Source organism: Alkalihalobacterium sp. APHAB7 (assembly GCF_048323755.1).
Taxonomy (GTDB): domain Bacteria; phylum Bacillota; class Bacilli; order Bacillales; family Bacillaceae_F; genus Alkalihalobacterium.
Map to the genome: position 1 here is coordinate 1 of NZ_JBLWFS010000033.1, position 13,925 is coordinate 13,925.

Annotated in this window: 16 protein-coding genes; 12 read left to right on the forward strand and 4 right to left on the reverse strand. The window is 37.2% G+C overall.

Features of this window, described 5'->3' with window-relative positions:
* The 5 genes from ACNSTQ_RS20615 to ACNSTQ_RS20635 all read left to right on the forward strand — a co-directional run.
* A partial coding sequence (locus ACNSTQ_RS20615) for an IS3 family transposase (RefSeq protein WP_418201670.1) occupies window positions 1-90 on the forward strand: 90 nt, incomplete at its 5' end.
* 315 nt (window positions 91-405) lie between these two features.
* Window positions 406-561, forward strand: coding sequence for a YuiA family protein (locus ACNSTQ_RS20620; protein WP_418201637.1), 156 nt, complete (start codon window positions 406-408; stop codon window positions 559-561).
* Window positions 562-1,241: 680 nt separating this feature from the next.
* Window positions 1,242-1,571, forward strand: a complete 330-nt coding sequence (locus ACNSTQ_RS20625; RefSeq protein WP_418201638.1) for a YuiB family protein — start codon at window positions 1,242-1,244, stop codon at window positions 1,569-1,571.
* A 190-nt stretch (window positions 1,572-1,761) separates the two neighbouring features.
* Complete coding sequence (locus tag ACNSTQ_RS20630; RefSeq protein WP_418201639.1) at window positions 1,762-2,403, forward strand: deoxynucleoside kinase; 642 nt, start codon at window positions 1,762-1,764, stop codon at window positions 2,401-2,403.
* Window positions 2,404-2,588: 185 nt separating this feature from the next.
* Entirely contained in the window at window positions 2,589-3,275 is a 687-nt protein-coding gene (locus tag ACNSTQ_RS20635; protein ID WP_418201640.1) for a 3D domain-containing protein, read from the forward strand.
* Between the two features lie 218 nt (window positions 3,276-3,493).
* On the opposite strand, the gene ACNSTQ_RS20640 is transcribed toward ACNSTQ_RS20635, so the two are convergent.
* Window positions 3,494-4,312, reverse strand: coding sequence for a cobalamin-binding protein (locus ACNSTQ_RS20640; RefSeq protein ID WP_418201641.1), 819 nt, complete (start codon window positions 4,310-4,312; stop codon window positions 3,494-3,496).
* Between the two features lie 169 nt (window positions 4,313-4,481).
* Window positions 4,482-4,955, reverse strand: a complete 474-nt coding sequence (locus tag ACNSTQ_RS20645) for a divergent PAP2 family protein (RefSeq protein ID WP_418201642.1) — start codon at window positions 4,953-4,955, stop codon at window positions 4,482-4,484.
* 170 nt (window positions 4,956-5,125) lie between these two features.
* On the opposite strand from ACNSTQ_RS20645, the gene ACNSTQ_RS20650 reads away from it, so the two are divergent.
* From ACNSTQ_RS20650 to ACNSTQ_RS20675, 6 genes are all read left to right on the forward strand, one after another.
* Entirely contained in the window at window positions 5,126-5,488 is a 363-nt protein-coding gene (locus ACNSTQ_RS20650) for a DUF309 domain-containing protein (RefSeq protein ID WP_418201671.1), read from the forward strand.
* 71 nt (window positions 5,489-5,559) lie between these two features.
* Window positions 5,560-7,056, forward strand: coding sequence for a leucyl aminopeptidase (locus ACNSTQ_RS20655; RefSeq protein WP_418201643.1), 1,497 nt, complete (start codon window positions 5,560-5,562; stop codon window positions 7,054-7,056).
* Between the two features lie 311 nt (window positions 7,057-7,367).
* Entirely contained in the window at window positions 7,368-7,889 is a 522-nt protein-coding gene (locus ACNSTQ_RS20660; protein ID WP_418201644.1) for a TRAP transporter small permease, read from the forward strand.
* A 48-nt stretch (window positions 7,890-7,937) separates the two neighbouring features.
* Window positions 7,938-9,215, forward strand: a complete 1,278-nt coding sequence (locus ACNSTQ_RS20665) for a TRAP transporter large permease (RefSeq protein WP_418201645.1) — start codon at window positions 7,938-7,940, stop codon at window positions 9,213-9,215.
* A 37-nt stretch (window positions 9,216-9,252) separates the two neighbouring features.
* Window positions 9,253-10,302, forward strand: a complete 1,050-nt coding sequence (locus ACNSTQ_RS20670; RefSeq protein WP_418201646.1) for a DctP family TRAP transporter solute-binding subunit — start codon at window positions 9,253-9,255, stop codon at window positions 10,300-10,302.
* Between the two features lie 344 nt (window positions 10,303-10,646).
* Window positions 10,647-11,279, forward strand: coding sequence for a hypothetical protein (locus tag ACNSTQ_RS20675; protein ID WP_418201647.1), 633 nt, complete (start codon window positions 10,647-10,649; stop codon window positions 11,277-11,279).
* A 119-nt stretch (window positions 11,280-11,398) separates the two neighbouring features.
* On the opposite strand, the gene ACNSTQ_RS20680 is transcribed toward ACNSTQ_RS20675, so the two are convergent.
* Window positions 11,399-11,992 (reverse strand): biotin transporter BioY, encoded by a 594-nt coding sequence (locus tag ACNSTQ_RS20680; RefSeq protein WP_418201648.1) that lies wholly within the window; start codon window positions 11,990-11,992, stop codon window positions 11,399-11,401.
* 217 nt (window positions 11,993-12,209) lie between these two features.
* Between ACNSTQ_RS20680 and ACNSTQ_RS20685 the strand changes: the two genes are divergently transcribed.
* Complete coding sequence (locus ACNSTQ_RS20685) at window positions 12,210-13,052, forward strand: DegV family protein (RefSeq protein WP_418201649.1); 843 nt, start codon at window positions 12,210-12,212, stop codon at window positions 13,050-13,052.
* A 312-nt stretch (window positions 13,053-13,364) separates the two neighbouring features.
* On the opposite strand, the gene ACNSTQ_RS20690 is transcribed toward ACNSTQ_RS20685, so the two are convergent.
* Window positions 13,365-13,637, reverse strand: coding sequence for an HU family DNA-binding protein (locus ACNSTQ_RS20690; protein ID WP_075387876.1), 273 nt, complete (start codon window positions 13,635-13,637; stop codon window positions 13,365-13,367).
* Window positions 13,638-13,925 lie beyond the last annotated feature (288 nt).

Consider the following 13,925-nt stretch of genomic DNA (forward strand, 5'->3'; position numbering starts at 1 on the left):
ATGACGTACTACAATCACTATAGATACCAATGGAATTTAAAAAAGATGACCCCTGTTCAATACAGGAATCATCTTCTTAAAACTGCCTAGACTTTTTAAAAATGTCCTTTACAAAGGGTACACTTTACATCGAGAGTCAGCTTTTTGTATTAGAACACGGGTAACATAAAAATGAGGATAGAGTGATTGTAAGGGTAAGTAAAAGCTAAAGGTACTTTTACCCTTAAAGATAACATTTATTGTAAAAATGTAGTGAATCTTCAAATAACAATGGTTTTAGAAGAAAATTAAACTTGTTTACGCTTACATAAAAATAATTAACCAAAATTTATGTTTTGCATTTTCACTGGATAATTGATAAAATTATCTGAAATATCAGAAATATTATTAAGGAGGTTTTTATAGATGAAGAAAAGACAGATTGTTCTCAAAGACGGTCAATGTCCATATTGCAACGGAACGGGATATTTTGAGTTATTTTTAGGTGGCAGTGAAACATGCGATCTTTGTTCAGGGCAAGGTGAATTAAATAAGAAAGTAGAAAAGAGCGTAGTATCTTAATACTAAGTAGTTCCTTTTCGTGGAGATACATTGTAAATAGTATATGAAATAGCATATCAATTCATTGATATGCTATTTTTCGTTAGTACATCAATTTTTATAAAGACATTATGTTAAAATTCGTATAGTTAATACACTTAAAATAGCATAGTGACGAAGGCTGTTAACATCATTCAAGATAGAACTTGCAAAGGAAATGTCCTTCATAAAGGTGATGAAGGACATTATAAGGAAGAACGGCAAGGGAAATGTCCTTCATAGAGGTGATGAAGGACATTATAAGGAAGAACGGCAAGAGAAGTGTCCTTCATAAAGATGATGAAGGACATTATAAGGAAGAACGGCAAGGGAAATGTCCTTCATAGAGGTGATGAAGGACATTATAAGGAAGAACGGCAAGGGAAATGTCCTTCATAGAGGTGATGAAGGACATTATAAGGAAGAACGGCAAGGAAATGTCCTTCATAAAGGTGATGAAGGACAAACCTGAATAAGATGGATAAAGTAATATGTTCTTTATATCGTTGAGGAAATAAAGTAAAATACTACGCTTTCTTTTATTAATGTTCACCAGTCGTTCAAGTATTCCATATTGACGCAGTTCCGGAGATTAAGTAAACTAACCTTTGTAGTATTATGTCTAATTTGATTAGTTAAGCTGTTTTTATGGGGGTGTATTTATGGATTTCCTTATGGGTTTGCCCGTTTTAATTATATCGGTATTATTATTTTTAATCTTATTTTTTGGGATCGGTTTCTTATTAAACATGATTTTACGTTCAACATGGGTCATGGCTATTATCTACCCAATTGTTGTCATTCTAATTGTTGATAATGTTGGATTATTGGAGTATTTCACTTCTCCTATCGTTTCTTTAAGAGCACTGGGATCTGATTTAATTTCACTTAAACCAGCAGACATTATTATTTTATCGAGTGGAATGTTAGGTGCGATTTTATCTGGTGTCGTAATAAGAATGCTTAGGGCTAGAGGATATCGAATGTTTTAATTAGATATGAGGAGTAAGTTTTAGCTATTCTTTTAGTTATCATCCTCGGAGTAGTCGGTTGGTTTATAGCCGACTTCTTTGTTTTTATGGTCCACACTTCAGGATTTACAGCATTAGGGTATAAAAATTACTGCTTTTTATTTTTTGATTAACTTTTGGGTTACAGCAACACTAGGAGATAGGTGATAAAATGGGAGATGATCAAGTGTTAGTACTCGGCGGTATGATAGGCGTAGGGAAATCAAGCTATGCAGATGCTATTGGTAAATACTATGGAACAGAAGTATTCTTCGAATCAGTGGACAACAATCCAATATTGGATAAGTTTTATTCAGACCAAAAACGCTACGGATTTATGTTGCAAATGTATTTCTTAGGAACAAGATTTAATGCAATTAAAAAAGCGTTTCACCATAGACGCAATGTACTAGACCGTTCTATTTATGAGGATGCATTGTTTACGCAAGTAAACTATGAACTTGGGAATATAGCTAAAGAAGAAAAAATGGTTTATGACATGGTCTTTAAAGAAATGATGGAAGAAATTGAAGGCATGCCAAAAAAGGCTCCTGATTTATTTATCTATTTAAGAGCGAACTTTGACACGATTATGTATCGAATTGGTAAGCGTGGCCGTGACTTTGAACAAGATGAAAAGCTAATTGAATACTATCGTTATCTTCATAGTAAATATGATGAATGGATCTATAATTCTTATGACGCTTCTCAAGTGCTTACAATCGATGCTAATAAATACGATATCCATCAAGAAGAAGATGCTAATAAAATATTTGCTCTTGTGGATAGCAAGTTAGGATTGATGAAAATATGAGACAGGCATGGACTTACCTTTAAAGGTGGGTCTTTTTTTATATCAAAATATTTATTTTAGGGAACTTTACTGATAAGTTAGAAAAGTGTAAAAACAGTATAAAAACAGACTTTTTGTACTCCTTTTTTTTTTGAATAATTTCTTCGAAAGTGGAGAAGCTTAGTCAATGAGAGGGAGTGAAGAAAATGGAAATTGCGAAAAGTACATTTCGCAGAATAACCATGACGATAATGTTTTGTTTAGCGTTTTTCACAACTTACCAAACACTTACAGGAGCAGGTGTACAAGAATTACCTATTTGGTCTAAGTTTGGGTTGTTTGACTCACCTAGTGTAAATGATAATGGAATAAAGGATAGTAAATTAGTACACAAAGAATTACCTACGCTTCAACATATGTATGAAGCGAAATCACTTCCAGTCATTGATACCGCCTCTGTTTCAATAGAGGACGCAGTGGATTGGGAAAGTTATCCTTCTAAAAAGGTGGTTGCAACAGGCTATACTGCAGGATATGAGTCGACCGGGAAAAATCCGGGGCATCCAAGTTACGGGATTACATATTCTGGCGTCCAAGTCCGCAGAGATTTGTATTCAACGATAGCAGCAGATCCAAATACTTTCCCGATTGGAAGCATCTTATATATTCCCGGCTATGGCTATGGTGTAGTAGCTGATACAGGGTCAGCTATAAAAGGAAACAAAATTGATTTGTACTATGATACAGTAGCAGAAGTGTTTGACCATTGGGGTAAAAAAGAAGTTGAAGTTTATGTCGTTAAAGAAGGCAATGGGAAACTGTCTGAGCAAGAGCTTACGGACTTAAATGAAAATGAAGCCGTACAAGTATTTCGCAGACAAATGTCGTTCTAACCTAGAGGTACCAGGTACCTTTAGTGCAGTAAAGTAAGTACAGTAAAGTACAGTAAAGTGAAACTCATTGCATTACAATGCAATGAGTTAGTTTGCTTTTTTTTTGTGTTGTATGGGCTGCAGGACCTACTATGAGTTAGTCTCTTATTTGGTTTTCATTTATATGTTTCGTACCAACTAACGTTGCCTTAACTTTAGCTCGAGTTAAAGAGAAATTATCATAGATCCTTATCCAAAATTGGGTCTTTTCCATCAAACTTTGGATATTTTTCTGGATGTAAAAGATAAGCTATCTTTTGTAATCCCACGAGTAAACGCGGAGACGGGCGGCAGTAAAGGGGCTCATCTAATACGTGAATTTTATCTTCAACCACAGGAGTAAACTCGCTCCACCCAGGGCGTTTCCTAACAATATCAGGGTTGACCTTATCGTGGTCGACACCAACCCAAACGAGACAAATGTGATCAGGTTTTCTGCTCACAACATCATCCCAATCAGTTTGAACACTCGCTTTTTCCACATCATCAAAAATATTTTCCCCTCCAGCTAACCGACTAATCTCAGTCAACCAGTTTGTTTGACCAGGGGTAAACACAGGTTTTGGCCACCATTCCCAATATAAACGCGGTTTATGTATAATCCCATTGCTAATAGCGTTATATTCGCAAAGTAAGCGTTGAATTCGCTCAACGACATTTTTAGCTTGCGCTTGATGCCCAGTGAGTTCTCCAACTTTAAGAAGATCCTCACAAATTTCTTCAAGTGAGTTCGGTTGAAGGACAATATGAGGAATATTACGTTCTTTCAGCCGCTCAATGTTTTTCTCCATACCAGGTACACTTAAAGATGCTAGAACAAGATCTGGTTTAAACGAAGCTAACTTGTCCATATTGATATCTAAATCTGGACCAAGACGTGGTAATGTTTGAATAGATTTTGGCCAATCTGAATAATCATCAATAGCAACAAGTTGGTCTTCGAGACCTAAATAGCCAAGTATTTCAGTGTTACTCGGACAAATAGAAATAATGCGCATATAGTTCCTCTCCTTGTTATATTCCATTAATAGAATGCTGTATTTACATTAGCGTGAGAAGCAAAGAGGTCCAATAAAACAACCTTAGAGAAAAAGAAAGATGACTCAAGGTCAAAGTGCCTTCCTCTTAATTAAGGTCTACACTTTAGAGTCATCGATTTTACAACTACTATAACATTGTATGAAGGAAAAGTGTTAAGACAATTCCTAATAATCCGCCAAAAAATACCTCGATTGGCTGATGGCCTAATAATTCTTTTAATTCTTCTCTTTTCTCTTCTTCCTGCATTTTTGGCCAAGACTTTACTTCATGAACTAATTTATTAAAATCAGTAACAAGTTGATTGAGGACCGTCGCATGGTAGCCTGCGTGTCTTCTAATCCCTGTGGCATCAAACATTACAATAATTCCAAAGATCGCCGATATAGCAAAAAGAGGTGAGTTTAATCCTTCTTCAATCGCTAATGCTGTTGATAAAGCAGTAACAGCAGCTGAGTGAGAACTAGGCATTCCCCCTGTACTTGTAAGAAGTCGCCAATCAATTTTTCGTGTTGGAATGAAGGCTAGCGGTACTTTAATAAATTGTGCAAAACCAATCGCTATAAGTGCTGCCCATAAAGGGAAATTTTGAAAAATATCCATTGTTCAACGATCGTCCTTTCTATATAAAAGAAAATAATTGCGACATATGATTTGCAATAAGGATCATACTTAGTTTATGTTTTCAATGAGATGACATACTTTCAATTCCCGATTATTTGTAATTTGTAACATGTTAAGAGGTGAATAGTTTGGGTGAACCATTTTATCCAATGGAATACTATGAATTTTTTGTTAAATTCAATGAGGGTGACTATTATACATGCCATGACTTACTAGAAGAAATCTGGATGACAGATAAAAGTAACTATTTTCTCAAAGGAATGTTGCAAATGACCGTTGCCATTTATCATTATGAGTACGGAAATGTGAAAGGTGCAAGACTGATGATGTCTGCAGGGCTCCACTATATTCAACCATATCGACCCTTCTACTGGGGAGTCGATTTAGAAGAAATTGACCAATTTATAAAAAGGTGCTTGTCCATTATACCACAGGACATCGAACGAGTCCCGTATGAACAAGTGAATGAGCTTCCAAAAATTCCTCAACTCGCATTATTTTTGCAAGACTAATTCAGAAATTCGATACTCGAAATAATTGAAACTTATCGTTATAATAAAAGAAACCGAAAAGGGGGAAAACCATGTTTAACATTAAGGCATTAAGTGAATGGAAAAATGAAGAAGTAGAAGGTCTTTTTATAGGATTGTATGAAGGTGAAAAAAATAGTTCTGGAATACTAGAAGAAATCGATGCCGCACTAAGTGGAAATCTAAAGCAAATGCTTAAGGATAATCGTTTCAACGGAAAGGCAAAGGAGATCTTTACTTTTCATACGTTAGGTCAGTTAAAAGCTAAAAAAGTGTATGTGGTTGGCGTTGGGAAGAAGTCTGAAGCGAACGATGAGCAGCTTCGCAGTGTTTTTGCTTCACTAAGTAAAGCGCTTCATGCTGATCACTTACAAAATGCAGCGATTATTTTAGATTCATTTGAAAATGGAGAAGAGGATTTTGAACAACTGAGCTACCTTCTTAGTGAAGCGATTGAACTTACGAGTTACAAGGTGGCAGATTACAAAGAAAAAGATAACCAAGTTGAAAAGCATTTAGAAGGCGTGACCCTTTTTACAAACGAAGAAGAGCAATCGTTGCTTGAAGAGTTACAAGCAGGGAAAGTTTATGGAAGTGGTACAAACTTAGCGCGTGCGTTAGTAAACACGCCAGGAAATTTAATGACACCAACAGATCTAGCAAAAACAGCGAAAGAAATAGCAGAGCTTCACGGAATGGAAATTGATATTTTAGAAAGAGAAGATATGGAAAAGCTCGGAATGGGTGCGCTCCTTGCTGTTGCACAAGGCACAGAACAACCACCGAAAATGATTGTGTTAAAATACCAAGGAAAAAAAGAGTGGAACGATGTCTTAGCTTTTGTAGGAAAAGGACTTACGTTTGATTCGGGCGGAATTAGTATTAAACCAAGCTTAAATATGCATGAAATGAAGATGGATATGGGCGGTGCAGCAGCGGTTCTTGGTGCAATGGAGATCATTGGCCAAATGAAACCAGAAGCTAACGTATTAGCAGTCATTCCATCTAGTGAAAACTTAGTGAATGGGCTAGCGATGAAACCGGGTGATGTGATTACATCATTAAGTGGCAAAACGATTGAAGTTAGAAATACAGATGCAGAAGGCCGTTTGATCTTAGCAGATGGTGTTACATATGCGAAGCACTTAGGTGCAGACTATATTGTAGATGTAGCAACACTAACAGGAGCGGTTATTATTGCTTTAGGTGAATATACGACAGGCGCGGTTACCAATAACGAAGAGTTGATGGAGAAGCTATTGTACTCTGCGTACGAATCAGGAGAGTGGGTATGGAGATTACCTAGCTTTGAACCGTACCGAAAAATGCTAAAAACGAGTGATGTTGCAGACTTGAATAACTCGCCAGGCCGTCCAGGTGGAAGTATTACAGCTGGATTATTCGTTGGAGAATTTGCCGGTGACACTCCGTGGGTTCACCTCGACATCGCCGGAACAGCTTGGACGTCTAAAGGTACAGAAACAGGACCAAAAGGCGGAACAGGAGCGATGGCACGTACACTAGCCAACCTCGCTGAACAGTTCGAATAATTTCTACGGTGCCAGGCACCTTTAATGCGCTATCGCGCTAAAGGTGCCTGGCACCGTTTTTTTTATTTTTTTTCTTCCTTCTCTTTCATTTTCCCCATATTAACCTTTTTCGGAGTATTTAGGCAGATATGTAAGGAGAGTAGAGGATATGTATATATGATATGGGTCAGTGTACTTCAAGTGAATATATCGTGAACAATCAAGACACACGCCTATATAAGCCAGTTGAGTTGGAAAAATAATCCCAGTATCATTAATGTATGTCGTGTTTTCAGACAACTTAGAATACATAAACGAGGAGGCTAAACTATTTGAATATCATTCGAAAGGTTGACCGTGGAATAATGAAGGTCGAAGAATGGATCTTGAGTTATTCGGTCATTCTCATTGCTGTCATGGTTGCCGGTAATGTACTAAGCCGTGCAATTACAGGGAAAAGCTGGGCTTTTGCAGGTGAGATTAGTGAGTTTGCGGTTATCCTTGCGACATTTATGGGGATCAGTTACGCCGCCAGAAAAGGTCGACACATCAGTATGTCTGCATTTTTTGACGTAGCTCCGCCCAAGATTAGAAAAGCACTCGCGATATTCATTCCAGCTGTAACAGCTATTATTTTATTTGTACTTGCTTATTATGCCTATGGGTATATGTATACCGTAATGGAAAGAGGAAGAGTCACGATGGCCCTTCAAATTCCAGTATGGATCCTACTAACTTTTATTCCTCTTGGTTTAACATTGGGTGGAATTCAATTTTTAAGAAATATGTGGATTAACATTAAAGAAAAAGAGGTGTATTTAGCAACAGAGAAAAAGGATTACTCTGAAAGTTAAGATTTAATCCTTTTAATCTATGAAAAAAAAGAATAGAGAGGGACAACTATGGTAGCAACTTTACTGACGTTAATGGTTATATTTTTAGTGCTAGGCTTTCCGATGTTAATTCCTTTAATTGCTGCGCCTCTTATCGTCGTCATATTATTTATTCCAAACATCGATCCGATATTTCTCATACAACAAATGATTCAAGGAATATCTCCTTACGTTCTATTAGCGGTTCCGCTGTTTATCTTTGCAGCAGACATCATGTCTACCGGAAAAACATCGAAACGGCTATTAGATTTTGTCGGTTCTTTTATCGGACACCTTAGAGGCGGTTATGCAATTACTACCGCTGCGGCTTGTACATTATTCGGTTCGATTTCAGGTTCAACTCAGGCGACGGTTGTAGCCATTGGTAAGCCAATGCGCGAACGGTTACGCTCGGTAGGCTATAAGGACTCCAATGCAATAGCTCTTATTATCAATGCGAGTGACCTAGCCTTATTAGTACCACCGAGTATTGCGATGATTATTTACGCACTTGCTGCACCGAGAGCTTCTGTAAGTGAGCTATTTATGGCTGGAATTGGTCCAGCGATTTTAGTTTTTACGATGTTTGCGGTTTACAGCTACATTTATGCGCGGATAAAAAATATCCCAATGGTCCCGAAAGCGACATGGAAAGAGCGCTTAGTATTTACGCGTAAAGCCTTACTTCCGCTCGGGTTTCCAGTCATCATTATCGGTGGGATTTACTCAGGGGTTTTTAGCCCGACAGAAGCGGCTGCGATCTCGGTTTTATATGCGCTAGTCTTAGAAGTCATTATTTTTAGAACGATTAAAATTACAGAACTACCGAAAATTGCGTTATCAACAGGGCTGGTTACATCGGCAGTCTTTATTCTAGTAGCTGGCGGTCAAGCATTTTCATATGTCATCTCTTATGCTCGTATTCCGCAAATGGTAGCCAACAATATAATGGGTGGCGATCCAACAGCATTAACCGTTTTATTCATTGTGGCGATCTTTTTCTTTATCGGCTGTATGTTTGTTGATCCGATTGTAGTTATTTTAATTTTAACGCCAATCTTTTACCCAATCGCAATTCAAGCTGGAGTCGACCCGATTCATTTAGGTGTCGTCATTACGTTTCAGGCAGCATTAGGGTCTGCAACCCCGCCGTTTGGAGTAGATATATTTACCGCAAGTGCGGTCTTTAACAAATCGTATTTAGATGTAATACGGGGAACACCGCCGTATATTGTCATGCTATTAATTGCATCTATTTTAATTATTTTATTTGAAGAAATTTCTCTTTTCTACCGTTATTTCATGTAAGAAAGAGAGTTTCATATAAAAAAACAGGGGGTATTTGATGTTTTTTAAACAGAAAAAGTTCATGTTACTTACGTTAGCCATTATGATCAGTATGATCCTTGCTGCATGTGGAAGTGAAGGGGCAAGCGGTGAAGGCACATACAATTGGACTTTTGTAACAGAAGAGATGGAAGGTCAAGTTCAATATGAATATGCAAGAGAGTTTGCTGAGCGTCTGCATGAAAAATCAGACGGTGATATTAATATTGAAGTATTTGAATTTGGCGGACTTGGAGATGAAGTAAACCAAGTGGAGCAGCTTCAAAGTGGAATTGTTGAATTTGCGATTGTATCTCCAGGTTTTACAGGAACAATGGTTGATGAAGGTCAACTTTTTGCACTGCAATTTTTATTTACAGATGATATGGAGTTAAACCAACATATTTTAGATACAAGTGAAGCGTTAAACGTTCATTTAGCAAACAAGTATGAACAACATAATATTAAGCCGCTTGCATTCTGGACAGAAGGTGCGATGCAGTGGACTGGTAATCGTGAGTTACGTACACCAGAAGATTTCAATGGCTTTAAAATGAGAACACAAGAATCACCACTGATTGTTCGTTCGTATCAAGCCTATGGTGCAGATCCAACGCCGATGAGCTGGGGAGAACTTTATACTTCATTAGATCGTGGAGTCGTTGATGGTCAAGAAAACCCAATCTTCTTTATCGAAGATGCTTCATTCCATGAAGTACAAAGCCATATGACGATTTCAAGACATAATATTTATGTGGCGATGACGACAGTAAACCCAGAATTCTATAATGGTTTACCTGAAGACATCCGTAACATGATCGATGAGACAGTGGAAGAAATGCGTCCAGTAGGATTTGACCTTCAAGCACAGTTAAATGAGGACCTATTAGACTCTATCGTTGATAATGAAACGCATCCAACAGAAGTCATTGAGCTAACAGAGGCGGAAAGAGATGCATTCAGAGCTTTAGCAGAGCCAGTTCGTGAGTATTTTGTGGACGAAGTGGTTGGCGAAGACGGTAAGATGATTTTAGAAATGCTACAAGCTGAAATTGAAGCAGCGCAGTAATGTAAAATAAGAATAGCAAGGAGACTGACTAATGTCGCTTTGAACCAATGATTGTTCAAAGCTGGCATGTCAGTCTTTTTTTGCGTAGTAAAGTTAGCGAGGAAACAAGTCCGATTTGGTCCAATGATGTCGAGAAATCGATAAGTGAACATAAGTTGAAAATAAAATTGCCGAAGTTGAAAAATAAACATACAAACTTGAAAATAGAAAGTCAATACTTGAAAAATTTTATTACCATGACTTTATAATTTTTCATTTTTTTCAAAATAATAGTAGATTAATGAAACCATATACAGGGTAAATACGTCTATATATATGAGTATGGATGTGTTAGGGGAATGTGTATGAAGTATAGAATGAAAATCGTTAGTATGGTATTAGTTTTCTTCATTTTAAGCGGATGTTCTACTGTTGATGAAAGAGAAATTATTTATCATTTGAATGAGATATTTACCACGTCATCGAAGCTTTTTCAAAATCATAGTCCTTATGGAGAACGGTTTTACAATGAACAGCTTCAAACGTTCGATGAAATTAAAGCACTATTAGAATCAAAGGTAACAGAAGCTGGACTTCTTTATATGGTTGAACGTATCTTTGAGGAAGACGATGAAATTTTAGTGTACAAGCAGCCATTTCAAACGTACATAGAAGAATCGAACGTTTATAATTCTACTATTAATGTAACAAATGGTTACTATGAAACCGTGAGAGAAACGATCCTTAATCCAGGTCTTCGTTTATTACCAGAAGACGAGCTTGAATTTGAAGAGCAAGGGGATACTATTGTGGTGAAAGGAGAAAATGTTTTAATTGAGTTCTACAATGAAGAAGACTTTGGTGGCTCTGCGCATCAGTATGCTCGGTATGGCTATCCCGCAAGTGATGTGTTATCTGTCACTTTTACTTTTGTAATGGGCGAAAATGGGTATTTACTAGACTCTTTTGAGATTGAAGATGGGGATATTGTTTCATAAACAAGTAATAGGAAAAGTATGTGAAAGGGGTTTAAGAGGAGATATACCTTGAATAACGGTGCCAGGCACCTTCAGCACTGTACAGTGTTGAAGGTGCCTGGCACCTATTTTTTGTTTTTTTAGGATGCTGCGTTTAAGCTTCTAGCGTTTTTGCGAGTAGCATTGTAGACACGTTCGCAAATGACTGCGCCAATAGCTGTAACGATAATGTCTTTAATGAGAGGGGCAACCATCCATGCCCAAGCCATTCCGTAAGTGAAGCCTTCTGGAGCTTGTGCAATCGTAATATAGGCAAAATACATATAGTTTGTACCAAGAATATACGTAATGGCAAGTCCAGTGTAACAAGCGATTAAAAACGTTTTTAATGAAGCATCACTAGCTTTTTCAATGATTTTCCCAGTTACATAGGCCATTAGAATAAAAGTTAATATAAATCCAAAGGTTGGTGAAACGAGTGTACTTAATCCGCCCTTAAATTGAGCAAAAACAGGGGCACCTACTAAGCCGACTAGCATATAAACCGTCATCGCAATTGCACCTAATTTACTACCTAATAAGGCACCAGCCATAATGGCAAAAATCGCTTGAAGTGTAATCGGAACACCGCCGATGACTAAAAATGAAGTTACGTTAGCTCCAATTGCCATAAGTGCTACAAATAATGGAACCATGACTAAATCTTTCGTTTTGAATTTTGATGTTGTAGACATATTGTTCACCTCTTCGAATGTTTTGGTTAACAATATAATATTTAATGTTAAGGGATGTGTCAATCTAAATTTTTGAAATTTCTAGTATTTAAATAGGAAAAGTATTAGTCAATTTTCACTATGCTCTTTACAAGTATTTAATAGAATATTAAGCTTGTATAAATATCTATTTTTATTGATTAACTATTCTCTATAATAGTAATAAGAAGGGGTTAGTATGAAAAAGATTAAAATTGTAACTGATTCAACTGTTGATTTCTATGAGCAAATAAAAGATTTAGGTGTTGAGGTTGTTCCGTTGTCTGTAACGATTGAGGGGAAATCTTATTTAGACGGTGTTGATATTACGTCTCAAGAATACATTGAAAAGTTAACACAAGTTGAAGAAATCCCTAAAACATCTCAACCGGCAGTAGGTACTTTTGTAGATACATATAATCGTCTTGGAGAAGACGGAAGTGAAATTATTTCAATCCATATGACAGCTGGAATGAGTGGAACAGTTACTGCGGCTGAAACGGCTGCAGGTCTAGTTGATGTTCCAGTTACCGTTGTAGATTCGAAGTTTATTTCAGCTGCTTTGTCCTTTCAAGTCATTGAAGCAGCAAAAATGGCTAAAGAAGGCAAAAGTAAAGAGGAAATTTTACAACGTTTAGATGAAGTCCGTTCTAATACATCGCTTTATATCATGGTAGATACGTTAGACTATTTAGTAAAAGGCGGACGTATCGGTAGAGGAAAAGCATTGATCGGTTCATTATTAAAAATTAAGCCCATCGCTTCATTAGCAGACGGTGTGTATACGCCCGTGTCGAAGGTAAGAACGTATTCCCAGTTGATTAAGTATATTCAAGGACAGTTTAAAGAAGAAATGAATGGGAAGACGGTAAAATCGATTGGAATAGCTCATGCGGATACCGAGTCGCTAGCCAATCAAATCAAAACATCATTTATCAATGACGGGGTTGGTGAAGATCAAATAAACATTGCCTTTACGACTCCGATTATAAGTACACATACAGGACCAGGTGCAATTGCTGTTATGTACTACGCTGATTAATGAAAATGGAAAAACAAGAAAAAGGCCGCAATTTGTGGCCTTTTTCTTGTTTAATGTTTAAGGCGCCGCTAAGCAGGCGTCTTCCGCTTTTCGTGTGTCTAGCTGCAGACGCCATCGGCTCGAGGTCGCTTCGGTCCAACAAACGTGTCCAAAGGGAGGACACGTTTGTTGGACCTCCAGCGCTTGTCGCCGCTAAGCAGGCGTCTTCTGCCTTTCATGTGCGAATGTATATTGAGTCTGTTCACATAAGTCTTGCTCCAGCTACTCGAATTCGCTAACCGTAAAATATTTTCAATTAGATCTGTATGTTGCTTATTTAACTGCGTCTTTTAATTGCTTTCCTGCTTTAAATGCAGGCGTTTTACTAGCGGCGATTTCGATTTCCTCACCCGTTTGTGGGTTTCTACCCTTTCTGGCAGCGCGTTCGCGTACTTCAAAGTTACCAAAACCGATAATTTGTATACTTTCACCTTTTGCTAGTGTATCAGAAATGACTTCAAAAAGTGAATTGACACAAGTTGAAACATCTTTTTTTGTTAACTCAGAGTGTTCAGCAACCGCATTGATTAGTTCTGTTTTATTCATAATATACCCTCCCAAATCTACTAAGTTTACTTAGTTGCTATCATCGTTGCCGTTTTTTTAATAAATATACATGAAAGCAAGAGTTTTAATGGAATTTTTTACTTTTTATAGTCAAATTGAAACAAATTTGAGTTTGGCAAGCGGCTTTTCTGATGAGTAAGTGATAATTTTAAAAGGTTCATTGAACATTGTTGCTATTTGCTTTTGGTCCGTTAAAAATAGCGCTGGTAAAGAGTAGTGTTAAAACAGCTCTTTAAAAAGAAAGTACTTTACTAGGTTGCAACTTTT

What these genes read in the sequence shown, in the direction of transcription:
- ACNSTQ_RS20650 (WP_418201671.1), top strand. Translation starts at nt 5,126, where the DNA reads ATGGAATACTATGAATTTTTTGTTAAATTCAATGAGGGTGACTATTAT.
- ACNSTQ_RS20620 (WP_418201637.1), top strand. Translation starts at nt 406, where the DNA reads ATGAAGAAAAGACAGATTGTTCTCAAAGACGGTCAATGTCCATATTGC.
- ACNSTQ_RS20670 (WP_418201646.1), top strand. Translation starts at nt 9,253, where the DNA reads ATGTTTTTTAAACAGAAAAAGTTCATGTTACTTACGTTAGCCATTATG.
- ACNSTQ_RS20640 (WP_418201641.1), bottom strand. Translation starts at nt 4,312, where the DNA reads ATGCGCATTATTTCTATTTGTCCGAGTAACACTGAAATACTTGGCTAT.
- ACNSTQ_RS20645 (WP_418201642.1), bottom strand. Translation starts at nt 4,955, where the DNA reads ATGGATATTTTTCAAAATTTCCCTTTATGGGCAGCACTTATAGCGATT.
- ACNSTQ_RS20685 (WP_418201649.1), top strand. Translation starts at nt 12,210, where the DNA reads ATGAAAAAGATTAAAATTGTAACTGATTCAACTGTTGATTTCTATGAG.
- ACNSTQ_RS20635 (WP_418201640.1), top strand. Translation starts at nt 2,589, where the DNA reads ATGGAAATTGCGAAAAGTACATTTCGCAGAATAACCATGACGATAATG.
- ACNSTQ_RS20655 (WP_418201643.1), top strand. Translation starts at nt 5,560, where the DNA reads ATGTTTAACATTAAGGCATTAAGTGAATGGAAAAATGAAGAAGTAGAA.
- ACNSTQ_RS20630 (WP_418201639.1), top strand. Translation starts at nt 1,762, where the DNA reads ATGGGAGATGATCAAGTGTTAGTACTCGGCGGTATGATAGGCGTAGGG.
- ACNSTQ_RS20680 (WP_418201648.1), bottom strand. Translation starts at nt 11,992, where the DNA reads ATGTCTACAACATCAAAATTCAAAACGAAAGATTTAGTCATGGTTCCA.
- ACNSTQ_RS20665 (WP_418201645.1), top strand. Translation starts at nt 7,938, where the DNA reads ATGGTAGCAACTTTACTGACGTTAATGGTTATATTTTTAGTGCTAGGC.
- ACNSTQ_RS20690 (WP_075387876.1), bottom strand. Translation starts at nt 13,637, where the DNA reads ATGAATAAAACAGAACTAATCAATGCGGTTGCTGAACACTCTGAGTTA.
- ACNSTQ_RS20625 (WP_418201638.1), top strand. Translation starts at nt 1,242, where the DNA reads ATGGATTTCCTTATGGGTTTGCCCGTTTTAATTATATCGGTATTATTA.
- ACNSTQ_RS20675 (WP_418201647.1), top strand. Translation starts at nt 10,647, where the DNA reads ATGAAGTATAGAATGAAAATCGTTAGTATGGTATTAGTTTTCTTCATT.